The 25,992-nt window shown below is 43.5% G+C and carries 21 protein-coding genes and 5 pseudogenes; 19 read left to right on the plus strand and 7 right to left on the minus strand.

The window, feature by feature from the left end:
- Positions 1-261: 261 nt before the first annotated feature.
- A pseudogene (locus QWZ07_RS17250) lies at positions 262-555 on the plus strand (ISAs1 family transposase); the annotation flags it as partial.
- On the opposite strand, the pseudogene QWZ07_RS17255 reads toward QWZ07_RS17250, so the two are convergent.
- Positions 542-646 (minus strand): annotated as a pseudogene (locus tag QWZ07_RS17255) (transposase); the annotation flags it as partial. The pseudogenes QWZ07_RS17250 and QWZ07_RS17255 sit on opposite strands and share 14 nt — an antisense overlap.
- Before the next feature lie 561 nt (positions 647-1,207).
- Here QWZ07_RS17255 and QWZ07_RS17260 point away from each other — a divergent pair.
- From QWZ07_RS17260 to tnpC (QWZ07_RS17290), 7 genes and pseudogenes are all read left to right on the plus strand, one after another.
- A pseudogene (locus QWZ07_RS17260) lies at positions 1,208-1,479 on the plus strand (IS66 family insertion sequence element accessory protein TnpA).
- Entirely contained in the window at positions 1,476-1,676 is a 201-nt protein-coding gene (gene tnpB / locus QWZ07_RS17265) for an IS66 family insertion sequence element accessory protein TnpB (protein WP_261891226.1), read from the plus strand. Before QWZ07_RS17260 ends, tnpB (QWZ07_RS17265) begins: the two are co-directional and overlap by 4 nt.
- Before the next feature lie 211 nt (positions 1,677-1,887).
- Positions 1,888-3,232 (plus strand): annotated as a pseudogene (gene tnpC, locus QWZ07_RS17270) (IS66 family transposase).
- Between the two features lie 31 nt (positions 3,233-3,263).
- Positions 3,264-3,821 (plus strand): annotated as a pseudogene (locus tag QWZ07_RS17275) (IS5 family transposase); the annotation flags it as partial.
- A 220-nt stretch (positions 3,822-4,041) separates the two neighbouring features.
- Positions 4,042-4,395, plus strand: a complete 354-nt coding sequence (tnpA, locus tag QWZ07_RS17280) for an IS66 family insertion sequence element accessory protein TnpA (RefSeq protein WP_261891224.1) — start codon at positions 4,042-4,044, stop codon at positions 4,393-4,395.
- Complete coding sequence (gene tnpB, locus QWZ07_RS17285; RefSeq protein ID WP_192854740.1) at positions 4,392-4,748, plus strand: IS66 family insertion sequence element accessory protein TnpB; 357 nt, start codon at positions 4,392-4,394, stop codon at positions 4,746-4,748. The genes tnpA and tnpB (QWZ07_RS17285) overlap by 4 nt, the downstream gene beginning before the upstream one ends.
- 55 nt (positions 4,749-4,803) lie before the next feature.
- Positions 4,804-6,387, plus strand: coding sequence for an IS66 family transposase (gene tnpC / locus QWZ07_RS17290; protein WP_192854739.1), 1,584 nt, complete (start codon positions 4,804-4,806; stop codon positions 6,385-6,387).
- A 333-nt stretch (positions 6,388-6,720) separates the two neighbouring features.
- Here tnpC (QWZ07_RS17290) and QWZ07_RS17295 read toward each other — a convergent pair whose 3' ends face one another.
- Positions 6,721-7,470 (minus strand): alpha/beta fold hydrolase, encoded by a 750-nt coding sequence (locus QWZ07_RS17295; protein ID WP_192854761.1) that lies wholly within the window; start codon positions 7,468-7,470, stop codon positions 6,721-6,723.
- Positions 7,471-8,094: 624 nt separating this feature from the next.
- Between QWZ07_RS17295 and uraH the strand changes: the two genes are divergently transcribed.
- From uraH to QWZ07_RS17310, 3 genes are all read left to right on the plus strand, one after another.
- A complete protein-coding gene (gene uraH, locus QWZ07_RS17300; protein WP_192852156.1) occupies positions 8,095-8,481 on the plus strand; it encodes a hydroxyisourate hydrolase in 387 nt (128 codons plus the stop codon).
- 742 nt (positions 8,482-9,223) lie between these two features.
- Positions 9,224-9,640, plus strand: coding sequence for a lactoylglutathione lyase (gloA, locus tag QWZ07_RS17305; RefSeq protein WP_192852157.1), 417 nt, complete (start codon positions 9,224-9,226; stop codon positions 9,638-9,640).
- Between the two features lie 208 nt (positions 9,641-9,848).
- Entirely contained in the window at positions 9,849-10,283 is a 435-nt protein-coding gene (locus tag QWZ07_RS17310; RefSeq protein WP_017076183.1) for a DUF2753 domain-containing protein, read from the plus strand.
- 94 nt (positions 10,284-10,377) lie between these two features.
- Here the strand turns inward: QWZ07_RS17310 and motY are convergent, their stop codons facing one another.
- Positions 10,378-11,259: a flagellar protein MotY gene (gene motY / locus QWZ07_RS17315; protein WP_065103209.1), complete on the minus strand. Its 882-nt coding sequence runs from the start codon at positions 11,257-11,259 to the stop codon at positions 10,378-10,380.
- 188 nt (positions 11,260-11,447) lie between these two features.
- On the opposite strand from motY, the gene rnt reads away from it, so the two are divergent.
- Positions 11,448-12,092, plus strand: a complete 645-nt coding sequence (gene rnt, locus QWZ07_RS17320; protein ID WP_017061178.1) for a ribonuclease T — start codon at positions 11,448-11,450, stop codon at positions 12,090-12,092.
- A 64-nt stretch (positions 12,093-12,156) separates the two neighbouring features.
- Positions 12,157-13,482, plus strand: coding sequence for a Na+/H+ antiporter family protein (locus tag QWZ07_RS17325; RefSeq protein WP_017111116.1), 1,326 nt, complete (start codon positions 12,157-12,159; stop codon positions 13,480-13,482).
- A gap of 171 nt (positions 13,483-13,653) precedes the next feature.
- On the opposite strand, the gene QWZ07_RS17330 is transcribed toward QWZ07_RS17325, so the two are convergent.
- Together QWZ07_RS17330 and QWZ07_RS17335 are read right to left on the minus strand one after the other, a co-directional pair.
- Positions 13,654-14,283 carry a DsbA family protein gene (locus QWZ07_RS17330; RefSeq protein WP_017105549.1) on the minus strand — a complete coding sequence of 210 codons (630 nt, stop codon included), beginning with the start codon at positions 14,281-14,283 and terminating at the stop codon, positions 13,654-13,656.
- Between the two features lie 97 nt (positions 14,284-14,380).
- Positions 14,381-14,719 carry a Grx4 family monothiol glutaredoxin gene (locus tag QWZ07_RS17335; RefSeq protein ID WP_017076187.1) on the minus strand — a complete coding sequence of 113 codons (339 nt, stop codon included), beginning with the start codon at positions 14,717-14,719 and terminating at the stop codon, positions 14,381-14,383.
- Between the two features lie 269 nt (positions 14,720-14,988).
- Between QWZ07_RS17335 and sodB the strand changes: the two genes are divergently transcribed.
- The 3 genes from sodB (at position 14,989) to QWZ07_RS17350 (ending at position 17,285) form a co-directional block, all read left to right on the plus strand.
- A complete protein-coding gene (gene sodB, locus QWZ07_RS17340; RefSeq protein WP_004734050.1) occupies positions 14,989-15,573 on the plus strand; it encodes a superoxide dismutase [Fe] in 585 nt (194 codons plus the stop codon).
- A 245-nt stretch (positions 15,574-15,818) separates the two neighbouring features.
- Positions 15,819-16,322 (plus strand): VC2046/SO_2500 family protein, encoded by a 504-nt coding sequence (locus QWZ07_RS17345; protein WP_261891222.1) that lies wholly within the window; start codon positions 15,819-15,821, stop codon positions 16,320-16,322.
- A gap of 279 nt (positions 16,323-16,601) precedes the next feature.
- On the plus strand, positions 16,602-17,285 hold the full coding sequence (locus QWZ07_RS17350; protein WP_065103206.1) for an SDR family oxidoreductase: 684 nt from the start codon (positions 16,602-16,604) through the stop codon (positions 17,283-17,285).
- Positions 17,286-17,474: 189 nt separating this feature from the next.
- On the opposite strand, the gene adhE is transcribed toward QWZ07_RS17350, so the two are convergent.
- Positions 17,475-20,183, minus strand: coding sequence for a bifunctional acetaldehyde-CoA/alcohol dehydrogenase (adhE, locus tag QWZ07_RS17355; RefSeq protein WP_017105552.1), 2,709 nt, complete (start codon positions 20,181-20,183; stop codon positions 17,475-17,477).
- A 640-nt stretch (positions 20,184-20,823) separates the two neighbouring features.
- Here adhE and QWZ07_RS17360 point away from each other — a divergent pair.
- Both QWZ07_RS17360 and QWZ07_RS17365 read left to right on the plus strand, forming a co-directional pair.
- Positions 20,824-21,462 carry a YchE family NAAT transporter gene (locus tag QWZ07_RS17360; protein ID WP_017105553.1) on the plus strand — a complete coding sequence of 213 codons (639 nt, stop codon included), beginning with the start codon at positions 20,824-20,826 and terminating at the stop codon, positions 21,460-21,462.
- A 147-nt stretch (positions 21,463-21,609) separates the two neighbouring features.
- On the plus strand, positions 21,610-22,452 hold the full coding sequence (locus tag QWZ07_RS17365; RefSeq protein ID WP_017111121.1) for an ion transporter: 843 nt from the start codon (positions 21,610-21,612) through the stop codon (positions 22,450-22,452).
- Between the two features lie 410 nt (positions 22,453-22,862).
- Here the strand turns inward: QWZ07_RS17365 and asd are convergent, their stop codons facing one another.
- Positions 22,863-23,981 carry an aspartate-semialdehyde dehydrogenase gene (asd, locus tag QWZ07_RS17370; protein WP_017107353.1) on the minus strand — a complete coding sequence of 373 codons (1,119 nt, stop codon included), beginning with the start codon at positions 23,979-23,981 and terminating at the stop codon, positions 22,863-22,865.
- A 509-nt stretch (positions 23,982-24,490) separates the two neighbouring features.
- Here asd and nhaC point away from each other — a divergent pair.
- Positions 24,491-25,927 carry a Na+/H+ antiporter NhaC gene (gene nhaC, locus QWZ07_RS17375; RefSeq protein WP_017107354.1) on the plus strand — a complete coding sequence of 479 codons (1,437 nt, stop codon included), beginning with the start codon at positions 24,491-24,493 and terminating at the stop codon, positions 25,925-25,927.
- Positions 25,928-25,992 lie beyond the last annotated feature (65 nt).

Raw genomic sequence — 25,992 nt, forward strand, 5'->3', positions numbered from 1 at the left:
GCTTTTATGTTTAGCGACTTCAAAGTTTCTAATGCGGAGTTTTCTGAATGTTGGGATGGTTAATTTGTCGAAAATACTTCTGCGAAAATTCGTAAAACCAGTGGCTATAGGGGAATATTTCATGAAATGGTTGAACTTCTATATTTTGGATAGATCTTCCCTATGCGACGGCCTCACCACGGCAAGATCATTATAAATGGGAACTTTTAAGCAAGCTAGCGATCAGATCAGCTACTAATTCTCTATTGTAACGTTTTAAGCATGACCGATTCTTTTCTCCAGGATTTTCAAGCCATTGAAGATCCACGTATTGACCGATGCAAGCGACATGAGCTTCTCGATATTATCCTTTTAGCCGTCAGTGCTGTCCTATCAGGAGCCGAAGGCTGGGAGCAGGTTGAAGATTTTGGCACTCATCGCCTGGATTGGCTCCGACGTTATCGTCCTTTCGAATATGGTATTCCACGTCACGATACCATCGCTCGCATTATATGCAGTCTTAAGCCAGAAAAAATTGAGACAGCGTTTCAAAGTTGGATGGATTGTATTTTTGAGCCAATTCAGCGACCGTTTTGTCACCTTTAGCAACCGCTAATTCTACCTTAACTTTAAATTCAGGAGAGTGGTTTCTACGTTTTCTAGTCATAATCTGTTCCAATGTTTCTGGGTACTATCAAAACAGATCAATCACTTAAAGTCATGTCCGAAAATTGGGGGCCACTTCTCCTGAAGATTCAGTTATTTGACTTGGATAAGCCCTGTAGGATATTAATCATGCAACTTCCGAGTACGGTTTGTTTAACTGAAGTGTTTTTTTGATGTGTTACTACATTATTGATCTTCGATGAATAGCAACGACCTAAGCTCAAACTAGTACGACTATCTAAAGTTAATGGTGATTTTTTATGCATATCCACAAAGTAGGACAACATCAAACCTAAAGAAAACGCAATTAATAATATAAATTTCAAAACTTTCCCTCTTCAAAAAAACGACTTTACGATAGAAATCGAAAGAGGCAATAGGCTATTTAAAAAATAGCTTGCTGAACATGCTAAAAACATTCCTCGGCTTTGTTGCGTAATTCACTAAGCGCGCCATAAACCCCGCATTCTAATCACTCATCACGAACAATAAGATTAAATCTCCAACCATAAGGAGATTTGAAATGGGAAAACGACGCACTAATCAAGAATAGCAAACGCTTATCGTGCAATCTGAATCGAGTTCATTGTCAACACTCGCTTCTTGCAAACTCAAGGAGAGCAACCCTTCGACGTTTATGCCAAGCGCCAGCAACTCAACAACCTTGAGGTTTCGCAAGGCTTCGTTAAAGCTGAAGTCATCGAAAAGACAACCAAGTATCAAGCTACAGTGGGAACGGCTAACATGACTCTGCTTGTCAATGATATTGAGCTGAGAATTCCACAAGGCACGCCAGCCACTTATCTAGCAGAATTCATCGGTGCGCTATCATGAAACGCCTGCTTAGCGCTCCAGAGATTTATCTGTATCGTGAGAGTGTCGACTTTAGAAAGTCGATCAATGGTCTTGCTGCGATTATCGAAAGTGACACCGACTTCCTCTTGGGAAGCGGCGCACTGTTCCTGTTCAGCAATAAACAGCGCGACAAAATCAAGGTACGGTATTGGGATAAAACAGGCTTTGCTCTTTAGTACAAACGCCTCGAAAAAGCCAAGTACAAGTGGCATCAAAAGAGAAAAATGAGGTGTTTACCCTAACTCAATTCGAGCTTGATAGACTGCTTTCTGGCTTCACGATTATCGGCCACAAACCCGTTCGAATAAACGATTTCACAATGACTTAAACGATAATAAAGCCTTATCTACCAAGCGTTAACGGCATGATTTTAGTATAATAAACACCATGAAAAAGACGCCAAATATCAACCCAGAAAGTCAAGATGTTGCCGAGCTACAAGCGATGGTGAAAGCGCTGATGGTGTCAGAAAGCCGATTGAAACAAGATTGAGTCGCTACTTGAACAACTCAATCTTGCCTTCGACCGCCAGTTCGCTAAGCGCTCGGAGGCGTTAAAGCCTTACGATGCATCTCAAGGTGACCTCTTCAACGAAGTGGAATGTGAAGCTGCTAAGGAAGAAGAGGTTGAGGTCACGATGACCACCACAACGAAGAAGCGTGGTAAACGTAAGCCACTTCCAAAAACCTTGCCTCGTAAGGTTATCGATTTAGATGACAACGAAAAGCAGTGCGAGTGCTGCAAACATAGTCTGCATAAAATCGGTGAAGACCGCAGTGAAAAGCTAGAGTTCTCACCAGCGGTACTCAAAGTGCTGGAATATGTTCCTCCTAAGTATGCTTGTCGTCAGTGCGAGCAAACTGAAGACAAAAGCCACATCGTTCAAAAACCAGCGCCGCAAAGTATTATCCCTAAAAGCTTCGAGACAGAAAGCTTGCTGGTCAATATCACCCTTGGCAAATACCAATACGCGATGCCACTGTATCGCCAGAGTCGCTGTTTACCCAGTCGGGTATCGAGCTGTCACGAACTACTATGGCAAGGTGGATTATCCAAGTCAGTGAGAAGTTCGCACCGTTTTATGCGGCCTTGAAAATACACCTACTAGAGCAAGTGGTGGTTAAGGCGGATGAAACGCCGCTCAATGTCCTCAAGGAAGATAAGCAATGCTACATGTGACTCTACTGCTCGGGCGCAGACTTGCCTGACGCTGCACTGCCGAATGTAAAGAATATCGCCTTGTACGACTATCAAAACAGTCGCGCGAGGGCGTGCCCTGTTGCCTTTTTAGGGGACTATAATGGTTATCTTCAAACCGATGGCTATGGTGCCTATGACGGCCTTCACCAAGTCACCAATGTTGGTTGCATGGCGCATGCACGGCGTAAGTTCATGAATGCTAAGAAGGTTCAAGGTAAAGGTAAGTCAGGCAAAGCAGATAAAGCGCTGGCCAAAATCCAGAAGCTCTATGGAATAGAATCCCACTTAAAAGGTGCGTCTGTCGAAACACGAAAAGCAGAACGTCAACAGCATGCCAAGCCAATACTGGATGAGTTGTACGAATGGATGACGACTCAACAAGTGATAGCGTCTAGCCCGCTGGGTAAAGCGATAAAATACACGCTCGGCCAACGGACTCATCCTCTACGATTACATGGTCAAGTGCATGCAGGAGTTAGCAAAAGCGGAGCCAGATATCGATGCGCTCCTGCTTTGGAACTTCAAACATTAGGCAATTAGGCATATGGTCCCGTGGGTTCATGGGCCGGATACTTTATGGCGAAGGTGAATGGAAAGTCAAAAAGCACGGGACAGATGGCAAGCGTAGAGTCTGGCGAAAGCTACATATTGCCGTCGATACAAGCACTCATGAGCTTATTGCCGCCGAGCTAAGTTTACCAACGGTTACAGATGGAGAAGTCCTCCCGAACTTACCGAAACAAACACGCCGAAGTATCTTTGAGGTGTCTGGTGATGGCGCTTACGACACGAGAGCGTGTCACGCTGCTATTAAGATTAAGGGAGCCATTGCGCTTGTTCCCCCAAGAGAAGGGGCAGCATTCTGGGAGCGTGGTCACCCTCGAAATCTCGCCGTTGGTTGCCAGAAATTATACGGCTCAAATAAGTATTGGAAAGAGCGGTATGGATACCACAGACGTTCACTCTCAGAAACGGCGATGTATCGAGTTAAACCGTTACTAGGAGGACGATTGAGCTTAAGAAATTACAATGCATAGGTGGGTGAAACTGACGCGATGATAAAAGCGTTGAACAAGCTTACTGGGTTAGGTATGCCTGAAACTTGTCGTATTGACTTATAAACACCCGAAACGGGGTGGCTCTATCTCTAAATTTAATTACGCAACAAAGCCAAGTAGGATACTAGATCAGAAAGAATGGCATTTAATAAAAACAACCAATAAAAATGCCCTACAGACTAGTCTTGCAGTTTAATAAACTGTAAGCGTCTTTAAATCGACTCATTCAATCCTTTTAATAAACGTCGTAACCTTTAACTTTTATCGTTAAAGGTACTCGAAAATGTCTCAGCATAGATCTCAGCAAGAATGGCTACGCCTTGTTCAGAAGTATTACAATAGTGAGCAGTCTGCCGCTCAGTTTTGTTTAGAGCACAATCTTCATCCAAAAACATTTGATAACAACCGTCGCAAACTACACCACTTAGTCAACCTGCCTAAAAAACGAGAAGATTCACTTTCTGAATTCGTTGTTGTTGAAAAAACAGCCATGCTAAACACCAAAACCGAGCAACTGCCTCCCTCTACGTTACCTACGGAATTACGCCTTGAAGCGGGGGCGTTCTCTCTTCATGTACCTCGTGATGTAGCACCTCAGTGGCTCGGTCTTCTATTGAAGGAGCTTGCTGTTGTATGAAAATGTTCCCTGATATCTCTGTTATCTATCTCCACAAGGCGCCCGTCGATTTTAGAAAGGGCATTAACGGCTTGAGCTTTATTGTTGAACAGAATATGAACCTTAATCCCTTCTCCGAAGCGCTATTCGTCTTCTGTAATCGCACGCGGGATAAGCTCAAAGTTCTCTACTGGCAGCGTAATGGCTTTTGCCTCTGGCAAAAGCGACTCGAAAAAGACAAGTTCGCTTGGCCAAGAAAAATGCCAGGGAAAACCCTCTCATTAACGGAAGAGCAGTGGTATTGGTTGCTTGATGGGCTCGATATTGAAAAAATGAAACCCCATCAAACATTGAATTACCAAAGTCTTAATTAAATTAAAAAATAATAGCGGATAAGGAACTTTCGCGGATCTCTGCGATCTTCCTTATATGCCATATAAAAATAATCCAGATGAGCTAGCGCTCTTACGTTCAAAAGTGACTGAGCTTGAATCTACGGTACTCACACTTCGCCAATCTCTAAACGAGAGCGAAATAACCATCCAATCTCTGGTTGAAAAACTCAACCTAGCGCGGCGTAAACGCTTTGGTAGCAGTAGTGAAACCCTGCCTCCTCAGGACTTAGAGTTCAATGAGGCGGAGACTCATGCCGATACGACAGGTGAAGAGGGAGCGCCCGATAATACGAATGATGACGCCTCGGAAGCGGAAAACACCTCATCCGAGACAAAACGTCGTGGTCGCCCAAAGCTTCCCGAAGACCTGCCACGAGAGCGAGTCGTGGTGGACATACCAGAATCAGAAAAAACCTGCTCGTGTTGTCAGTCGATACTCTGCAGGATGGGGCAAAGCACCAGTGAAAAACTGGTGTATATCCCGGCGAAGTTGTACGTTGAAGTCACTGAAAGACCCAAATACGTCTGTCGTCAATGTGATGCGTTAGGAGAGAAGAGCGTTGTTGCAATGGCTCCACCGCCAGCATCGATTATCCCGAAAAGCATCGCGACGCCCTCTTTGCTTGCGCAAATTATCACGAACAAATACCACTATGCCCTGCCTCTCTATCGTCAAGAATCGCTGTTCAGACAATATGGGCTAGCGCTCAGCAGAAAAACGATGAGTCAATGGATACTGCGTTGCGCTGATAAGGTAGAGCCGTTAATCGTCTTACTGAAAGAAACCCTCCTTGCACAAGATGTTCTGTTCGCGGACGAGACCACGTTGACCGTGCTCGATGACGAAAGAAAGAAAAGTTACATCTGGTTGTATGGGTGTGGTCCAGACCGGGGCGGTAATGCGCAATCTCCCGGTATCGTCTTGTTCGACAACCAGGAAGGGAGTCGGGGGCACCACTGCCCTGAATCGTACCTGTCAAACTACACTGGATACCTTCATGTTGATGGGTATAAAGCGTATGAAAAGACAGACGCGAAGTTGGTGGGTTGCTGGGCTCATGCAAGACGTAAGTTCATAGAGTCAGAGCAGAGCCAACCAAAAGGAAAGCAAGGAAAAGGGGGTAAAATCCAGTGGGCAGTCAGTTGGTTCCAAAAGCTCTATCGTGTTGAACAAGCCCTCAAAGATAAGACGAGGGAAGAGCGATATTTTATCCGCCAATCAAAGACTCAGTCTCTGCTCAATGAGTTCAAGGCGTGGTTAGATAAATCGGTCACTCAGGTGCCCCCTAAAAGTAAATTGGGTGAGGCGATTAGCTACAGTCTCAATCAATGGTCGAAGCTAGTAAGAGTTATCGATGATGGCGGGTTAAGCATGGATAATAACCGAGCGGAACGTTCAGTACGTCCGTTCACGGTAGGACGGAACAACTGGTTGTTCTCAAAGACTCATAATGGAGCCCGCGCCAGTGCAGTGTTGTACAGTCTTATCGAAACCGCGAAGGCTAACGGCTGTGAGCCGTATGAGTACCTCGAATACGTGCTACGAGAAATCCCGAAACTGAAGAGTGAGGATGACCATGGTCATCTTCTACCTTGGAACATGCCAAAGACGGAATAGTCCGCCCCTACAAAATACCGCTCAGAATGACAGATACCGCCTTAGTTGGCGGTATCTGCGTAGATATTAGAAAGTCAATGAGTCGGTTCGTAGACGCTTACGTTGATTCGATATAGTTTTTGATTGAATTCAAAAGATGTTAATTTACGCGGGGAGCGCGCTTAAAAGCGTCACAAACTTACCAGGCAGTATGGAAGCATATTGTCTGATCAATTGTCCGAAACCTTCGCTATGAGCTTTTGAGGCGTTCTGAGTGCTGTTTCTGACAACAAACTCGCGGATTTTACATAATAGGAATAATAAACACCGACTTTTGTAGGCACGCGTTGCGAATCACTCTTGAACAATTTGTTTGGCTTTGAGCCAAATGGACCCTACAACTTTCAGCAACCACTCAGGGTTGTCTAACGCTACATCATGCCCATCTATTTCATTAACTATTACCCGAGCACCCCACTTCTTAGCCATCGCTTGAGTGGCATTAGAATTCACAAGCCCATCATTTAACGAAGCAACAAAATGTAGTTCACATTGTGGCCTCGAGACTACGAACCCAGTAGCAGCTCTCAATTGTCGCCAAAAATTTGCAACACTTATCGGATATTTTTGACCGTGGTTCGCCCACTCGTTGACTGTCTTTCGATTAAATGGTTGGTTCGAAACCATCTGATAAATCGCACCTTCTCGACTCAACGACGACGAAAACAAAGCTTTCACAATTCTTAAATAGTTTCGTGGCAATAGTCTTTCGTAAAAAGGGCTAAAGTCCTTTGCCGTTGTATTAACGCAAATGACTGACTCGACCTCCTGTGGGTATAATTCTGCCCATTTAAGACCTACCATCCCTCCCATTGAAACAGCTAAGATAAGAACTTTCCCTTGACGATTGCGTTGATTTCTAACACTTTCTACCATTCCTGAAATGGTATTTGGAGATATTTCCGAAGACAAATAGCCATTGCCGGGAATATCAATACAACTAATTGGGCAATCAGGAAAAATAGTGGATAAACGCTCCGTGAAATTACCCCAATGATAACTTCCTCGAAATAAACCTCTTAGTAATATTATTTCAGTAGTCATACCAAAAACCTCTCGGAATCCTAACGCTTTCTCTACGGCGAACGGCCGTATTTACACGTTTATTTATGCCTATTTAATCTTTCATGGTCAATTTGAAATCAAAGACTTAAACCGATTTTTGAATGTTAGATGGCTGCATGTCGCTTAATGTGAGGAACTTAATTTAACGTAACGTCACTTAGTACGCACCTAACATAAACCAATACTTTTGCTAGTGTGATGTTACTCATCGCACTAGCTCTTCACAAGTAAATTTGCCATACCTGTAAGTTATTCATGCTTTGCTAATTTTCGATTTTGCGAAAATGATTTATGTCCAAAAATTAATCAGTGTAAATTTTGTTTGATAGGTTGATCATCATTTATTCTGTGAATACAGAAAACCACGGGTTTACCCGTGGATGAATGCCAATTCCAAAATTACAGCGTAAGCTGTTTGTAATTTTGGTCAACGCTTTAGCGTTGTCACGGTAAGTCCCCCGGGCATGCCCGGGGGAATCTTCATTTTAGGACTGACTGACGCCAGTTTTGCTGCTCAAGAGCAAGTAAGTATTGATCATGAAAGAAAACTTCTAATTTTCCGGTCGTTATCTACTTACTTTTATTGTTCATAGGAATTTTTTAATGAAAAAACTAAAAATAACACTTCTCACATTATGCTCTATTTGTGCAGCTCCTGCTTTTTCGGATGTAAGTGTTCATGTTTTAGACACAAATAGAGGATTGCCAGGCACTGGTATTGAGGTTCAATTGTTTGAGAAAGTTAATACTGAATGGAAGCTTTTGGAAACAAAGACGACAGGTAAAGATGGACGTATTAAGCATTTCGATATAGGTGGCGGTACAGAATACCGAGCTGTATTTAATGTTGATTCATTCTTTAAGGAGCAAAAAGTAGAATCGTTTTATAGCAGTATTCCTGTTGATTTCAAAGTAGAGGATAAAGAGGCGCATTACCACATACCATTGTTGTTAAGTCCTTATGCTTACTCAACATACCGTGGTAATTAATGTGCTGTAGATAAGTATTTAACGTAACTGAACATTGTTTGTTCAAACAAGTGTAAACCACACTTTGTCTAGTGCGATTTTACTCATCGCACTAGCACTTCAAAAATAAACTTCCCATACCTGTAGTTATTGATGATTTTCTAATTTAGCAAAAGCACTGGCAAGGTTTTGTCCAAAAGCGAGTTACGGAGGCTCTTATACGAGTGTTATACCGATGGTCAAGGAAAATCATATATGCCTAGCGAGTAGTGAGCTGTGCGAGCGTCAGGAGTGGCTTTATTATTTTACTTTACCATCATTCCCCTAAATACCCTTTTAGCAGGGTGATGGTTTCACGCAGTGAGGCCATCGCCTTACAAAGCCTTCTGGAAAGAAATTTTATAGAGCAGTCGTTTTTAATTTGCTACTATTTTTGTAAAGAATAATGGAGGTAATTTTGAACAGAATTCATCCATTAAAGCACTAGGTTTACAAATCTTTCTATTTTCGTAAAGGAAAGTCTAGATAGAAAGGCCTTGTGAGCCCTTGTATACTTGGAAACTCACTCACTCACTCACTAAGTAAGATTATTTTTTAGTGAATATAAAGCGACTTCAAAGAGAAAACGGACGTCTAGGCTCATAAGCTGTTAGCCCTAAGCGAAAGAAGCTAACAGGCCTATTGGCCAAAAAGCGCCGCGTTTATCTAGCGGCATGAAACAGAATTACAAAAACGTATACATAGTTAAAGCTAGGAGCAAATCATGTCAAACGGTCGTATTTTACACACCATGCTACGCGTTGGTGATCTAGGCAAGTCTATCGAGTTCTACACCAATGTAATGGGCATGCAGCTATTACGTAAGAACGAAAACAAAGAGTACGAATACACGCTGGCTTTCGTTGGCTTTGGTGACGAATCTCAAGGTGCTGTGATTGAGCTGACTTACAACTGGGGTACGACTGAATATGACCTTGGCTCAGCTTTTGGTCACGTTGCTATCGGTGTTGATGACATCTACACAACGTGTGATGCGATTAAAGCGGCAGGCGGTAATGTGACACGTGAAGCTGGCCCAGTAAAAGGCGGCTCTACACACATCGCATTCGTTAAAGATCCTGACGGCTACATGATTGAGCTTATTCAGAACAAACAAGCAAGTGCTGGTCTAGAAGGTTAATTCCTAGCAAACCGCTATGAAGCTTGGCTTTGAAAATAAAAGCCTTAACCAATACCAAAAGAAGCGAGCACTATGCTCGCTTCTTTTTTATGTTTCCACGCATGAACAATACCCTTCACCAATTATTATTAACAATCTCACCAATGAAACTTTACATGATAATGATTATCATTTAAATTAACCACCTATTGATTAGTGAGGTAATACAATGATTAGCGAATGGGAAAAACACACGTTACTTGCCGATACTGCATTGCAGCTCGACGATCCTGTACGAAGTATTCTTCACTATCAGCAAGCATTAAACTTAAGCGAAGAAATTACTGAACGCACTGATATTCAGGCTGATGAGCGTTTGCTGATTTCGGTTATCTCTTGCCATAACCTTGCTCAATTCTGGCGATGGGCTGGAGATACAGACTACGAACTCAAGTACCTTCAGCTTGCTTCAGAAAAAGTACTGACCCTGATTCCGCAGTGCCCGAATACACAATGCTCCAGCTTTATCGATTCTATTGGTTGCTGCAAGAAAGCCCTTATCGATTTCATGAAACGCCATCCCAACCCTAAAATTGCCTCTATGGTTGAAAAAATCGATACCGCGACCAACTGTGAAATGATCGCTCGTTTCCGCTTGAACTAAACAAGTTACGTTGAGACAACGACTTCAAAGTCAAAATAAAAAAAGCCCGTCATTTCGACGGGCTTCTTGATTGGATCTTTAGATTTTATTCAAGCTAGACCTGCGTTCTACCCAATGAGATAACAACGCGGCGGTTTTGATCTTTACCAATTGGTGAGTTGTTGTCGGCAATTGGACGACGCTTACCATAACCTTGCACTTGAATACGGTCTTCCGGTAAACCGAGTGACTTAAAGTACTCTCTTAACGATTCCGCTCTTCGCTCTGAAAGATTCTGGCTAATGCCTTTGCTGTCAGCAGAATCGGTATACGTGGCCACCAGCACCAGATCAATGTCTTGGTTATAGCGAACATAGTCAGCTATCTGACTTAACCTTTTACGTGATGATTTGTTCAATTGATCGCTGTTACGATCGTAATGCAAAATCGTGAAAGAGATATCTTCGAAACTGTAAGGCAATAAGTTGGCGATACAGTCACTAAACACATTGTACTTTTCTTGGAACAACACCGACGATAACGACACTTCGATACGCTGATCTCGGCTCTGCCACTCTTGGTAACTGAATGTCGGGTAACGTCCTTTCTCTAGCTCACTCAATATTCCCCATGCCGTTTGACCGCCAACGTAGCCATCAAATTGTTGGAAGAACTTAATGGTTGTCATGCGATCAGCACTTTCACCCGGACGCCAAGGTGGCGGCATCGAAATTAAGCTGACATTACGCGTCGCACCCATTGGGCGACGCATTTTAAGCTCAAAGTCCAAAATGATTTTTTTACTCGCGCGAGATGAGAACTCAGCATCACCAAAATTTGGAATCGGGTGAACCAAGCGACATTCTAGTGGCGTGTTAGCCACCATCTCCCACGTCGATTGTTGAGGAGATGCTCCATAACGCTTTTCTTGTGCCATGACCGATGACGACATAAGTAGCGAAAATAGCATTGAACCTGTTATGAGTTGTTTCTTCATAAAGTGGAGTATCTCTTAAGCAATTCGTTTAACAATGCAGCCAATTGCCGCATTTTTCTCTCGCGTTTAAATATGCAATTATCAAGCCGATATGGTGCGGCTAATTTATGATTTATTGACCTTTCCTAGTTTTTATCACCGCTATTATCTGCAATAATGCAGCCTTAATCACACTTATTTGGGCTAACATGACTGTAGAAAACGAAGCTCTGACCCTAAAAAAACGCTTTCGTGGCTATTTTCCAGTGGTCATCGACGTGGAAACCGCAGGGTTTAACGCTGAAACCGATGCATTATTAGAGATCTGTGCCATTACATTAAAAATGGATGAAAACGGAGATCTGCACCCAGCATCAACGCTTCATTTTCACATTGAGCCTTTTGAAGGCGCAAATATAGAACAGGCAGCATTAGACTTTAACGGAATTAAAGACCCATTTAGCCCATTACGTGGTGCTGTGTCGGAACAAGAAGCCCTTAAAGAAATCTACAAGCTAGTGAGAAAAGAACAAAAAGCTTCAGATTGCAGTCGCGCAATCATGGTCGCTCACAATGCTACGTTCGATTTAAACTTCGTTAATGCAGCAAGTGAGCGTTGTAAGCTTAAACGCGTCCCTTTCCATCCATTTGCAACTTTTGACACTGCAGCTCTTAGTGGTCTTGCCTACGGTCAAACCGTTTTGGCTAAAGCTTGCCGCACTGCGGGGATGGAATTTGACAACAAAGAAGCACACTCTGCTTTGTATGATACGCAAAAAACCACAGAGTTATTTTGCGGCATCGTAAACAAATGGAAAGCCCTTGGTGGTTGGCCTCTTGTTGACGAAGAATAAAAAATAGAGTCGGTAAACGTTCACTCGTATTGCCTTCATAAAAACACAACATCCCGAGAATAATATGAATCCTGTTGTAATTTCAGTTTGCATCATGCTTGTTTTAGCTTTGATGCGCGTAAACGTTGTCGTGGCTCTCACGTTCAGCGCAATTATCGGTGGCGTAGCCTCTGGTATGAGTGTGAACGATGCTGTAGCAGCTTTCGAAAGTGGATTAGGTGGCGGTGCAACTATCGCACTTAGCTACGCGATGCTTGGTACCTTTGCTGTTGCTATCTCTCGTTCTGGTATCACAGATCTCCTTGCTCAAAGCGTGATTAAGCGTATTCACGGCAAAGAGAACAGTGCGGCATCTAATGGTCTAAAATACGGCATCCTTGCGTCTTTGATCTTAGTGACCATGTCTTCGCAAAACGTGATTCCTGTACATATCGCCTTCATCCCAATTTTAATCCCACCTCTATTAGGCGTATTCGCAAAAATGAACCTAGACCGTCGTCTGGTTGCGTGTGTACTTACTTTTGGTCTAATTACCCCGTATATGGTTCTACCTATCGGTTTTGGTGGCATCTTCCTAAACAACATTCTGCTTAAAAACCTTCACGACAACGGTCTTGAAAACGTAGTAGCAAGCCAAGTACCAATGGCGATGTTGTTACCGGCTGCAGGCATGATCTTTGGTCTTCTTACGGCAGTATTCTTTACTTACCGTAAGCCACGTCAATACAAAGAAACGTCTCATACTGTTGTTTCAACCGAAGTGAAAGAGATCAACAAGAAGCACATCCTAGTGGCTGCTGCTGGTATTGTTGCTGCACTAACGGTTCAACTGTCGACAGGTTCTATGATCATCGGTGCTTTGGCTGGTTTCATGGTATTCACTTTCGGTGGTGTAATCGCTTGGAAAGAGACACACGATGTCTTCACTAAGGGGGTTCACATGATGGCAATGATCGGTTTCATCATGATTGCAGCGGCAGGTTTTGCAGCAGTAATGAAGCAAACCGGTGGCGTTGAATCTTTGGTTCAAGCGCTTTCAACAAGCATTGGTGACAACAAACCTCTAGCAGCATTGCTTATGCTCATTGTTGGTTTATTGGTAACCATGGGTATCGGCTCTTCGTTCTCTACGATTCCAATCCTTGCAACTATCTACGTTCCTCTAGCGGCAGCATTTGGTTTCTCACCAATGGCAACAATCGCACTAGTGGGTACGGCTGCAGCGCTTGGTGATGCGGGTTCTCCTGCTTCTGACTCAACATTAGGTCCAACATCGGGTCTTAATGCTGATGGTCAACATGAGCACGTATGGGAAACCGTAGTACCTACGTTCTTGCACTACAACATCCCACTGATCGTATTCGGTTGGATTGCAGCTATGGTTCTGTAGTTAAAGAGTCCTACGCTCACTTTAATAAAGACCGCCTTGTGCGGTCTTTTTTGTTCCTAGAATTCCCTCTCCTCTCACTCTCAAGAACCAATTACATCAAACAAAAAAAGGCTTACTCTTATGAGTAAGCCTTAGGCATCATTTGCGTTAATACAGACAGCTCTTGCTGAACTATGCAGCGGGAGCGTTATTCACAAGCACTTCACGAATAGACTTAAGCGTCGCTTCCGTTGAATGGTAATCCAGTTCTACTGCCGTAAAAATACCATTTACTTCAAGCATTAACGTCGGGTAAGAATGCACACCGATCGCTTCTTTAAAACCTAATTGGTCATCTAATTCGCTTTCCAATAACTTGCTAGAAAGGTCATTTTCAAACTGTTGTACATTCATACCTAGCTCTTGGGCGAGCTGAAGGTGCGTTTCTTGGCTGTGTGGCAACATCGCACGAAGATAGTAAGCGTGTTGAATTGCTTCAAGCATCGCTTCATAGTGATCTTGAAAACCAGCAGCGATTACGGCGCGACATGCAGGGTAAGTACTGCGAACAGGTTGACACTCTGTCCAGAATTCGTGGTTGAACTCAGTGCCCAACTTCGCTTCGATCTGCTTCCAGATAGCTTGTAGCTTGCCCTTCATATCTTCTGACATTGGCTCATCAGAATCAGGAGCTAAACCACCCACTACGTAATTAAATTCAATACTCGCGGGTAGCTGCTGTTTTAAGAGCTCTAATGTTGGCTTATAACCCCAGCACCAACTGCACATTGGGTCATGCACATAATGAAGTTTTACGTCCATCGTTCATTCCTTATCGAGTCTTTCGAACTATTCAAACAAAAAAGGAGCCTTATTAAGGGCCCCTTCCATTCAATGTTTAAGCGCAAAGGCTTAAAGCTTACTCAGCGTCGTCGCCAGCTACTTTAGCAGCTGCTTCTTTAACGATTGGCTGAAGCTCACCTTTTTGGAACATCTCAAGAATGATGTCACAACCACCGATTAGCTCACCGTCAACCCATAGTTGTGGGAACGTTGGCCATTGTGCGTAAGCTGGAAGCTCTGCACGAATGTCAGGGTTTTGTAGGATATCTACGTAAGCAAATTTTTCGCCACACGCCATTAGTGCTTGAGATGCTTGAGAAGAAAAACCACAGCTTGGCAGCTTAGGAGAACCTTTCATGTAAAGTAGAATGGTGTTTTCTTCAATTTGCTGTTTGATTTTATCGATAGTTTCCATTGCTTCCTCGTTAATGGATTACGGCTTTTATTGCCTTTATTCTACCCCAAACCAAAAGAATAAAAACCATATAAAAAAAGCGGTTTACGAGCTAAGCTAACAATTCACATAAAAGTGATGAAATAAGCTTTTAATAAAGTAAAAACTTGCTAAACTATATCGCAAGTCAGCAAATTGACCGTGGTTGGCCTCATAGCGAACCATGAATAATAATATCACTGGAAGCAATCGAAAGAGTTAACTCTTTCATATCAATGGAGAATTGAGCAATGGCATTTGAACTACCGGCTCTTCCTTACGCGAAAGACGCGCTAGAACCACACATCTCAGCAGAAACGCTAGATTTCCACCACGGTAAGCACCACAACACTTACGTTGTTAAGCTAAACGGTCTTATCCCAGGTACTGAGTTTGAAGGCAAAACACTAGAAGAGATCGTTAAGACTTCTACTGGTGGTGTTTTCAATAACGCTGCTCAAATCTGGAACCACACGTTCTACTGGCACTGTCTTGCTCCTAAAGCAGGCGGCGAACCAACTGGCGCTGTTGCAGAAGCGATCAACGCTGCATTCGGTTCTTTCGAAGAATTCAAAGCGAAATTCACTGATTCAGCAATCAACAACTTCGGTTCTTCTTGGACTTGGTTAGTTAAGAAAGCTGACGGTTCTCTAGACATCGTTAACACTTCTAACGCTGCTACTCCTCTAACAGAAGAAGGTGTTACTCCACTTCTAACTGTTGACCTATGGGAACACGCTTACTACATCGATTTCCGCAATGTTCGCCCTGACTACATGGCTGCATTCTGGAACCTAGTAAACTGGTCTTTCGTAGAAGAGAACCTAGCTAAGTAATCTATTACTTATGCTGCGCTATTTATAGCGAGTTATCTATTGAAAGCTCATGCCTCGGCGTGAGCTTTTTTGTATCTGTCATTTACCCAGATTGAAAATAGAAGCTTGAACGGGTTAATTACGCCTACTTTGCAACCAACATCAACCACTCCTACCCGCTCTTCATCAATTGGCTATTTGCCTGTAATTAAACACTAAAGTTTGCCGACTCCATGCCGTTAAAGGTGTATCGAATGAGAGGCAACATGCAAATACATACTTTAGACAAAGCAGGAATCATCAACGAACTGAAGTTCGGCATCGGGATCAGCCAAGCGGTTGAGCAAGGTCGCCGTGCAGATTTCGCGTTACTGCTATCTATGTTTTCTAATGATGTTCGTGATTGCACACCCATCGACACCATTGAAGTTAGTGAGACAAATGAAGATCGCCTGCGTAAACACTTCGGCGTAGCAGAGCCACAACCTTTGCGCTCAGACCAATCGTCTTATGAAATTTCGGCTCAGCAATCGAATCAGTTTCATCAGGCAAGCCTTGCCAGTGCAAAGCTCAGCCACTACTTGAAACCTGAAGCCCTTGCTTTCATGCCTGAAGATACGGCCGACTTACCCGAAGAGGTTTATCAAAACCTTTCTGGTCATGACCGACGTAAATTGGCGAATAAGCACTTACCTGATTTACCTCATGCCACGCTCTATAATGAGCTAACAACTGCGCAACGTCAGTATCAAATTCAAGCTCAAGTATAGCGGTCACCTACCTTTCCTCTTTTTCGCTTTCCATTCACAGCGACTCTTCGATTAACTCGCACACTTTAAACCATTCATGCGAGTGATATGAACCACTAGTCTTAGGCAACCTAAAAACACCAAATGTCGGTTAACGCTTGAAGTTACTACAAAATGTGACGTGCCACTAAGTTCATAGAAACTTATTAATTGGCGTACCTTAGTTTGAACCAATTCACACCCATTGTATGAAATTTGACCCATTCTTATCGAACACGGACGATTTGTTTAGGTACTGGGATGGAAATAAAAAGCTCAATCATATTGGTAACATCTGCCGGCTCGCGACTGGGAGGGACGATTGCGAACCACTTTGTAAACCTTGGAGCAACCGTCATCCTGTGCGACAACGATCCTGAAGCACTTCAGGCTACCTATGTACAATGCGCTCGCTTTTCTGATTCTGTTTACAGCTACACGCTTAAAAACAATGATAACCAGGCGATCCTTAACGTATTCGATTTTATTCAAAACACGTTTAACACCACTCCAGATGTGTTAGTTAATAACTGGATAAGCTCACCTATGCCTAGCCTTATTGGTGATCAGCCGGTGAGTCGTTTTATTAATGACTTATCTTCTATGGCTTCTACTCTATTCGCCTTTGGCCAAATCAGTGCTGAACGCTTGCGAGAAGAGGAGAAAGAAGGCGTGATTGTGAATGTGATATCTCATGATGACTTTCATGATGTATCCGGCCTAGAGAGCGCAAACTCGATGATTACCGGCTTTACCCACAGTTGGGCTAAGGAACTGACTCCATTTGGTATACGAGTCGGTGGTGTTGTCCCTGCGGTTCATAACTCCGACGGCAAGCTCAATCGATGTCACTGGGCGCAGCTACAAGATGAACTGACCAGAACAACCGAATACATCGTCTCTAATGATTACTTTAGCGGGCGTGTGGTTGCCGCAGAAGTTTAACCCCCTTACTCCAAATGAACATGACTGACTCAACTCATATTGAACAACAGAGCTATCGCCTTTCAGTAAGTCTATATAAACGAACCAAACATAAAAAAAGCCCCAGTCTCTCGACTGGGGCTTTGTTCTTTTCCCGATTAGATAAGGTTCGTGCTAGCGAAAACTTATCTCAAAACTAATGCTCACTTATTATGCGTTAGCTTTTTCTTTTTTAGCTTTTGGCGCTGATTTTGCTTCAGCTGGCTTTTGGTCAGCTTTCTTCAAAATTACTGTTGTGCCTTCGAAAGTTTCACCTTCAACGTAAGGAGTACCGAAGTACGACGTTGTTAGAACTTCTTTTAGCTCAGTGATTAGAGGGTAACGTGGGTTAGCACCTGTACACTGGTCATCGAACGCTTCAACCGCTAGCTCGTCTAGTTTCGCAACGAAGTCAGACTCGTTAACACCCGCAGCTTGGATAGACAGTGGGATGTCTAGGTCAACTTTAAGCTCTTCTAACCAAGTCAGTAGACGTTCAATCTTCTGAGCAGTACGGTCACCAACTTGGCTTAGGCCTAGGTGGTCAGCAACTTCAGCGTAACGACGACGTGCTTGTGGACGGTCGTACTGAGAGAATGCAGTTTGCTTAGTTGGGTTATCGTTCGCGTTGTAACGTACAACGTTTGAGATAAGCAGCGCGTTAGCAAGGCCGTGTGGTAGGTGGAACTCAGCACCAATTTTGTGAGCCATTGAGTGACACACACCTAGGAATGCGTTCGCAAATGCTACACCAGCGATAGTTGCTGCGTTGTGTACTTTTTCACGAGCGATTGGGTCTGCTGCACCGTTTTTGTAGCTTGATGGTAGGTACTCTTTAAGCATCTTAAGAGCTTGTAGAGCTTGGCCATCTGAGTATTCGTTCGCTAGAACAGATACGTAAGCTTCAAGAGCGTGAGTTACTGCATCGTAACCACCGAACGCTGTTAGAGACTTAGGCATGTTCATTACTAGGTTCGCATCAACGATAGCCATGTTTGGCGTGATTTCGTAGTCAGCTAGTGGGTACTTAGCACCAGTCTTGTCGTCTGTAACAACAGCGAATGGAGTAACCTCTGAACCTGTACCTGAAGTTGTAGTGATACATACAAGCTCAGCTTTTTGACCCATTTTAGGGAACTTGTAGATACGTTTACGGATATCCATAAAGCGCATTGCTAGTTCTTCGAAGTGAGTCTCTGGGTGCTCGTACATAACCCACATGATCTTAGCAGCATCCATTGGAGAACCGCCACCTAGAGCAAGGATTACGTCAGGTTGGAAGCTCTTCATTGCTTCAGCGCCTTTCTCAACAACAGATAGTGTTGGATCCGCTTCTACATCGAAGAATGTTTGAACTTCAATACCTTGTGCTTTAAGCAGGCTAACTACGTCATCAGCGTAACCGTTGTTGAATAGGAAACGGTCAGTTACTAGGAATGCGCGTTTCTTACCTTCTAGGTCGCCAAGAGCGATCGGAAGGCTACCACGACGGAAGTAGATAGACTTAGGTAGTTTGTGCCACAACATATTTTCAGCTCGCTTCGCTACAGTTTTCTTGTTGATAAGGTGCTTAGGACCTACGTTCTCAGAGATAGAGTTACCACCCCAAGAGCCACAACCAAGAGTTAGAGACGGTGCAACGTTGAAGTTGTACAGGTCACCGATACCACCGTGAGTAGTAGGGATGTTGATTAGGATACGAGCCGTTTTCATCTTGTCACCGAAGTAACGGATGCGGTCTGCGTTAACATCTTGGTTAGTGTAAAGACCAGATGTATGACCGATACCACCAATTTCAACCATTGTTACTGCTTGAGCAACTGCGTTCTCGAAAGAAGACGCACGGAACATACCTAGAGTTGGAGACAGTTTCTCATGAGCGAATTCGTCATCGTAAGATACTTCGCCAAGGCCTTCACCAACAAGAATCTTAGTATCAGCTGGAACTTTAACACCCGCCATTTCAGCGATTGCAGTTGCAGGTTGACCAACGATTTTTGCGTTTAGGTTGCCGTCGATAAGTAGAACTTTACGAACTTTATCTGCGTCAGCTTTGCTTAGTACGTGACCTTTGTGAGATGCGAAACGCTCTTTCACTTCGTCGTATACTTCGTCCATTACGATGACAGCTTGCTCAGAAGCACATACTACGCCGTTATCGAATGTTTTAGACATCAGGATAGATGCTACAGCACGTTTAACGTCTGCTGTGTCATCGATAACTACAGGAACGTTACCAGCACCAACACCGATAGCAGGCTTACCTGAAGAGTATGCTGCTTTAACCATGCCTGGACCACCAGTCGCTAGGATAAGCGCGATACCGTCGTGCTTCATAAGCGCGTTAGAAAGCTCTACAGATGGTTGGTCGATCCAACCGATGATGTCTTTTGGTGCGCCCGCTTTAACAGCAGCGTCTAAAACAAGTTTAGCAGCGTCGTTAGTTGAGTTCTTTGCACGTGGGTGTGGCGAGAAGATGATGCCGTTACGTGTCTTAAGAGAGATTAGAGATTTGAAGATTGCTGTAGAAGTTGGGTTCGTTGTTGGAACGATACCACAGATGATACCTACAGGCTCAGCGATAGTCATCGTGCCTAGGTTGTCATCTTCTTCTAAGATGCCACATGTTTTTTCGTCTTTGTATTTGTTGTAGATAAATTCAGATGCAAAGTGGTTTTTGATAACCTTATCTTCAACAATACCCATTCCAGATTCAGCAACTGCTTGTTGTGCTAGTGGGATACGAGCATGGTTAGCCGCAAGAGATGCTGCACGGAAGATTGCGTCAACTTTCTCTTGAGAGAATGTTGAGAATTCTTCTTGTGCTGCTTTAACGCGTGCTACCAGAGCATCTAGTTCAGCTAAGTTAGTTACAGGCATGGTGGATCTCCTAAAATAATAAATATTAAAAACTTTTTATTAAATTCGCTGCTTGCCTTTAACCTTAAACATCAGCGTTCTTAGTAAATTGCTTTCAGGACTGAGTATATTATTTCACAGTGTGAAAAAAATTGACCCAGATCAGTTAGCCAAAAAGAATTAACCAGAAAGTAGTAAGGCAATCGCAAAAATCAACTTAAGAGTATGATTTACATAGATTAAAATCACACTTTTCGTTCGAACAAAAAACAAGCAAACAGACAGCTTTTTTATACATAGCGTCATAAACTGTAAAAAAGTTTCATTTTTAGTCCGTTAAATTACATGTATACAGCTATATTCGTGCTACTGAGAGTATATCCATACCGTTGCAACGGGCTAGATTTAGACATAATTTTTATTAAAAGCGTGCGTAGGTTAACAATTGGTCAGAAAATAATTACAACATGAAACACTAATAATCAGCTCGTAACATGACGGAAGTCAGCATTTGGATTCAATTAGTTTTTCTATAAAAAAGACCCTATTTCAGGTTAGTTTTTTTCATTCGTGCAATTTAGATTTGTCACTTACATTACGCGCTCTGACTATTGACAGATCAACCCCTCTTCCTTAAGTACGCTATTTGGAGATCACCCACATGCAAGGTTTAGAAATCGCAATCTTTATGCAATTCTTCCTTGGGCTTGTTGCTGCCGTAAACCCTATCGGCATCATGCCTGTCTTTGTTTCTCTTACGGCCCATATGCCGCCAGAAGAGAGGAACAGGACCGCATTACAAGCCAACATTGCTGTTGCCGTTATATTGATTGTTTCTCTAGTTGCAGGACAATTGCTTCTCGACATGTTTAGCATTTCGCTAGATTCATTTCGTGTTGCAGGTGGATTGCTATTACTGAGCATCGCGTTTTCAATGATGAGCGGTAAACTTGGTGAAGATAAGCAGAACAAGCAAGAGAAGTCTGAGTACGTTAGTAAAGAACAAATCGGTGTTGTTCCTTTGGCGATGCCATTAATGGCAGGCCCGGGTGCCATTAGTTCAACGATTGTTTACGGCTCTCGTTATCCAGCCGCAATCGACACGGTAGGCATTGGCATTAGTATCATCGCTTTCGCAACATGCTCTTGGCTTCTGTTCCGTTCAGCGCCCGTTATCGTTCGCTTTCTAGGTCAAACTGGGATCAACGTTATCACGCGTATCATGGGCTTGATTCTTGGTGCACTAGGTATCGAATTTATAGCTAACGGGCTTCGCAACTTGTTCCCTGGCTTGGCATAAGACTCAGGGGCATTTAGCCCATTAAAAAAGTGAAACTAAAACTGATTATTGTGAGGCGAGTAAAGCAAATAGGCTTTCACTCGCCTCGTTATTATCAAGCTTGTATAATGACTGTTAATACCTTTAATAGAAGATGAACTTCTCCTTATGTCACGCAAGCCACTCAAGCATCATTTATACGTCATTATCTTTGGTACTCACACGCCGGCCGGCCGTGCATTTGATATATCACTGATCGTTGCAATCTTGGCTTCGCTGTTGGTACTTATTCTAGAGTCCATCCCAAATGTCATGACCGAATGGTCACAACAGCTGCGTTATATCGAATACACTTTTACAGCCCTCTTCACTGTTGAGTATTTGTTGAGGCTCTATTGCTCTCCAAAACCCAAATCCTACGCCACCAGCTTTTACGGTGTCGTTGATCTATTAGCGATTCTTCCAACCTACCTTGCGATCATCTTCCCTGGCGCTTCGTTTATGGGCGTGGTGAGACTGCTTCGTGTCATGCGTATCTTCCGCATCCTAAAATTAGTTCGCTACTTACAAGATTCCAATATCTTGCTGCGTTCACTATTAATGGCAAGACGAAAGATCCTCATCTTTTTCAGCACAGTAGGCATATTGGTCGTTATCTTTGGCGCTCTGATCTTTGTTATTGAAGGCCCAGAAAATGGCTTCACCAGCATTCCCCACAGTATTTATTGGGCAATAGTGACCATTACTACGGTCGGCTACGGTGACATGATCCCTCAAACCGCGCTGGGTAAAGCGATCGCTTCGCTTACCATGTTGTTGGGTTACTCCATCTTAGCGGTGCCAACAGGGATTATTACGGCAGAACTGAGCAATGAAATGAACTCTCATAAAGAGTTGGTTAAATGCCCAAACTGCAACCGCGCTGGCCATGATTCAGATGCGATGTATTGCAAGCACTGTGCAAGTGAATTGGCCGATCCGGACAAGCGTGTCGTCACTGAAGAGAAATAAAAGCAGATGCGAGATTAGAGTAGCGAGATGCGAAAAAGATTTAAGAGCAGTTTCGTGATTTGAGTATGAAACACAAAAATACTTAAAGGGTGGCGTTTATCGTCACCTTTTTTGATGTTGGTTCACTGAGCCAAAACGAGATTCCCGACTACGCTCCTTCGTCGTTATCGGGAATGACACAATTTAAGTTAGGAGAAAAACGTCATCCTCAAGAGTGAGGAACGAACGAGTTGGGGATCTCTTCCTTGTCCCATTCCAATGAGAAGATTTAAGTGAAGTCGCGAGTGAAATTAATCAACCTTCCGCGAACAAAAAAGCCGATGTATTAACACCGGCCTTTGTCTCTCACGAAGCTAAGCATTCACAAAGAGTGGCGCCTGCTTTAACTTCTGAATAGAAAGAGCTTTCGATTACGCTTTCTCAGCAAGGATAATACGCAGAGTACGACGTAGTGGTTCTGCAGCACCCCAAAGTAATTGGTCACCAACAGTAAACGCGTTTAGGAAGTCGTTACCCATAGACATCTTACGTAGACGACCTACTGGTACAGACATCGTGCCTGTTACTTTCGCTGGTGTCAGCTCTTGAGCAGTAATGTCACGGTCATTAGGAACCACTTTAACCCAATCATTGTGCGTCGCGATGATCTCTTCGATTTCGTCCATTGGAACGTCTTGCTTAAGCTTAATAGTGAGTGCTTGAGCATGACAACGCATCGCACCGATTCGAACACAAGTACCATCGATAGGAATTGGCTGACCATCTAGGCCAAGAATCTTGTTCGCTTCAACGCCCGCTTTCCACTCTTCTTTGCTTTGACCGTTTTCACGCTTCACATCGATCCAAGGAATCAATGAACCAGCAAGAGGAGCGCCGAATTGGTCTGTTGGGAATGAAGATGAACGGATCGTGTCAGCGACTTTCTTATCGATATCAAGAATAGAACTTGCTGGGTTCGCTAGCTCAGAACTGACGCTGTCGTTAATAACACCCATTTGAGAAATCAGCTCACGCATGTTCTTAGCACCAGCACCAGAAGCGGCTTGGTAAGTCATGGCACTCATCCACTCAATCATGCCTTTTTCATATAGGCCACCTAATGCCATTAGCATCAAGCTCACCGTACAGTTACCACCAACGAATGTATTGGTGCCACCGTGGATGCCTTGCTGGATTTGAGCCAAGTTAACCGGATCTAATGTGATGATGGAGTCAGCATCCATTCTTAGCGTAGAAGCTGCATCAATCCAGTAACCTTTCCAACCTGCTTGACGCAGTGCTGGGTAAACTTTTGAAGTGTAATCGCCACCTTGACAGGTAATAACGGCATCAAGTTGTTTTAGACTATCAATATCAAAGGCATCTTGAAGCAGACCCGCCTCTTTACCACCTAAAACAGGGGCAGGGATACCAATTTGAGATGTGCTGTAATAAACAGGCTCGATCAGGTCGAAGTCTTTTTCTTCAACCATACGTTGCATCAGTACAGAACCAACCATACCGCGCCAACCAACTAGACCTACTCTCATCTCTCACTCTCCATGTATAAATTAAAAATTGCTCTCCCCCATCTATAAGTTTTTCAGAAACAGAACTCAAGTGCTTTTTAGCAAAAAGTGTAACTTTTTCGTTTCTTTTAAGTGAACGCGATGAATAGTGCAGTTATCTATGAATCGCATTCGTCGCTTTTGCCACTGATAAAGCACGCAATATGGTTAGCATCAAAGGTTTAGCCAATAAAAACGCTCCAATTTCCATCCTGATAGAACCAAGCCTTAACAGCAATTACCACTATTTAACAATGGTTAATCAGAATAATATTTTACACAACGAAAACAACGTGCGACAAAAATCAACATGTAACAATCATGAATTTAACAAAATTTCAGACAATGAAACCATGGTTCATTGACTTAATAGTCAAATATCACAACTTAGGTGTATTTTTTCGATATAATAATCTAATTACTGTAGTGTCCACGTCGTACCCCAAACTATAACGAAGCACTATAAATGCTCGAAATAACCAGAGGCTTATATGAAGCAGAGTAAAACTCGCCTACCGAACCTATTGCAGGTAATCATCGCGTTAGGACTATTTCTATCCCTTGCTTTTTCATTTACAGCAAAGCTTGATCTTCCAATCCAACTTGCCTTGTACATTGGCTGGTTCATTATCATGGTGCTTGGTATTCGCCTTGGCCACGAATACAAAGACTTAGAAAAAGCAGCACTCAAAGGAATATCTAATGGCTTAGGTGCAGTTTTAATACTTTTAGCGGTTGGCGCTCTTGTTGGTACGTGGATCTCGGGCGGTATTGTACCCACTATCATTTACTACGGTCTGAAAGCTATCCACCCTTCTATCTTCCTTTTAGCGACTATGATCATCTGTTCTCTAACCGCTCTGGCAACAGGCACCTCTTGGGGAGCTGCTGGTACCGCCGGTATTGCGATGATGGGTATTGGTCAAGGCCTAGGTGTTCCAGCACCAATCACTGCTGGTGCAGTACTTTCGGGCTGTTACTTCGGTGACAAGATGTCTCCACTTTCTGATTCAGTGATTCTGGCTTCTTCAATGTCTGGTGTTGAAGTGGTTGAACATATCAAGGGCATGCTTCCAGTTGCGTTAATCAGCTACGTGATTACGGGCATCATGTTTACCGCGTTTGGTTTCCACTACGCGGGCAACGTTGACATGAGCCAAGTTGACTCTGTAATCAAAGCAATGGAAGTTCAGTTCTACATTACGCCTTACTCATTTGTACCAGTATTGATCGTGCTTGGCCTATTGGCTTTCCGCATGCCGTCATTCCCAGTGATCAGTTTTGGTTCTCTGCTAGGTATTATCTGGGCAGTGATGATCCAAGAGATCGACTTCCTTACTGCATTTAATACAGCATGGGCACCGTTCTCTATCTCATCTGGTGTCGAGTTCATTGATTCAATTCTTAACCGTGGCGGCATGTCTTCAATGCTTGGTTCGGTGGCGGTTATCGTGTTTGGTTTAGGTTTCGGTGGCTTGCTGGACAAAGTAGGCGTGCTAGAGACGATTGCTAAAGTGTTCGAGCGTCGTGTAAACAGCGCAGGCTCACTAGCAACCAGCACAATTGGTACAGCTTTCATGGGTAACGTGTTTGGTTCAGCAATGTATGTATCACTCATCCTTACACCAAAAATCTGTGCGAAAAACTACGACCGCTTAGGCTACAAACGTAAGAACCTGTCTCGTAACGCTGAGTTCGGTGGCACGTTGACGTCAGGTATGGTTCCTTGGAGTGATAACGGTATCTACATGGCGAGTATTCTGGGCGTTGCTACACTGTCTTACGCACCGTTCATGTGGTTAAGCTTCATCTGTATCATCGTGACTATCGTGACGTCTTACATGGGTTGGTTCGTTGATAAGTGTGAACCGACAGCGCCTGCGTTTGAAGCTGAAGAAGCGACAGAGTTAAGCAAGCAGCAAGCGTAAGTCATTAAAACGTTAATCATTTAAATACAAAAAGAGCGCCCTAGAGCGCTCTTTTTTTGATCTGC

Origin of the sequence: Vibrio lentus, from assembly GCF_030409755.1 — a bacterium.
In the GTDB taxonomy this organism is placed as follows: Bacteria; Pseudomonadota; Gammaproteobacteria; order Enterobacterales; family Vibrionaceae; genus Vibrio; species Vibrio lentus.

Excerpts from the sequence above, each read along its gene's own strand:
- motY (WP_065103209.1), bottom strand. The coding sequence starts at position 11,259 with ATGAAGAAACAACTCATAACAGGTTCAATGCTATTTTCGCTACTTATG.
- sodB (WP_004734050.1), top strand. The coding sequence starts at position 14,989 with ATGGCATTTGAACTACCGGCTCTTCCTTACGCGAAAGACGCGCTAGAA.
- QWZ07_RS17365 (WP_017111121.1), top strand. The coding sequence starts at position 21,610 with ATGTCACGCAAGCCACTCAAGCATCATTTATACGTCATTATCTTTGGT.
- gloA (WP_192852157.1), top strand. The coding sequence starts at position 9,224 with ATGTCAAACGGTCGTATTTTACACACCATGCTACGCGTTGGTGATCTA.
- QWZ07_RS17295 (WP_192854761.1), bottom strand. The coding sequence starts at position 7,470 with ATGACTACTGAAATAATATTACTAAGAGGTTTATTTCGAGGAAGTTAT.
- uraH (WP_192852156.1), top strand. The coding sequence starts at position 8,095 with ATGAAAAAACTAAAAATAACACTTCTCACATTATGCTCTATTTGTGCA.
- QWZ07_RS17345 (WP_261891222.1), top strand. The coding sequence starts at position 15,819 with ATGCAAATACATACTTTAGACAAAGCAGGAATCATCAACGAACTGAAG.
- tnpB (WP_261891226.1), top strand. The coding sequence starts at position 1,476 with ATGAAACGCCTGCTTAGCGCTCCAGAGATTTATCTGTATCGTGAGAGT.
- tnpC (WP_192854739.1), top strand. The coding sequence starts at position 4,804 with ATGCCATATAAAAATAATCCAGATGAGCTAGCGCTCTTACGTTCAAAA.
- QWZ07_RS17350 (WP_065103206.1), top strand. The coding sequence starts at position 16,602 with ATGGAAATAAAAAGCTCAATCATATTGGTAACATCTGCCGGCTCGCGA.
- QWZ07_RS17310 (WP_017076183.1), top strand. The coding sequence starts at position 9,849 with ATGATTAGCGAATGGGAAAAACACACGTTACTTGCCGATACTGCATTG.
- asd (WP_017107353.1), bottom strand. The coding sequence starts at position 23,981 with ATGAGAGTAGGTCTAGTTGGTTGGCGCGGTATGGTTGGTTCTGTACTG.
- adhE (WP_017105552.1), bottom strand. The coding sequence starts at position 20,183 with ATGCCTGTAACTAACTTAGCTGAACTAGATGCTCTGGTAGCACGCGTT.
- QWZ07_RS17360 (WP_017105553.1), top strand. The coding sequence starts at position 20,824 with ATGCAAGGTTTAGAAATCGCAATCTTTATGCAATTCTTCCTTGGGCTT.
- QWZ07_RS17335 (WP_017076187.1), bottom strand. The coding sequence starts at position 14,719 with ATGGAAACTATCGATAAAATCAAACAGCAAATTGAAGAAAACACCATT.
- rnt (WP_017061178.1), top strand. The coding sequence starts at position 11,448 with ATGACTGTAGAAAACGAAGCTCTGACCCTAAAAAAACGCTTTCGTGGC.
- nhaC (WP_017107354.1), top strand. The coding sequence starts at position 24,491 with ATGAAGCAGAGTAAAACTCGCCTACCGAACCTATTGCAGGTAATCATC.
- QWZ07_RS17330 (WP_017105549.1), bottom strand. The coding sequence starts at position 14,283 with ATGGACGTAAAACTTCATTATGTGCATGACCCAATGTGCAGTTGGTGC.
- tnpA (WP_261891224.1), top strand. The coding sequence starts at position 4,042 with ATGTCTCAGCATAGATCTCAGCAAGAATGGCTACGCCTTGTTCAGAAG.
- tnpB (WP_192854740.1), top strand. The coding sequence starts at position 4,392 with ATGAAAATGTTCCCTGATATCTCTGTTATCTATCTCCACAAGGCGCCC.
- QWZ07_RS17325 (WP_017111116.1), top strand. The coding sequence starts at position 12,157 with ATGAATCCTGTTGTAATTTCAGTTTGCATCATGCTTGTTTTAGCTTTG.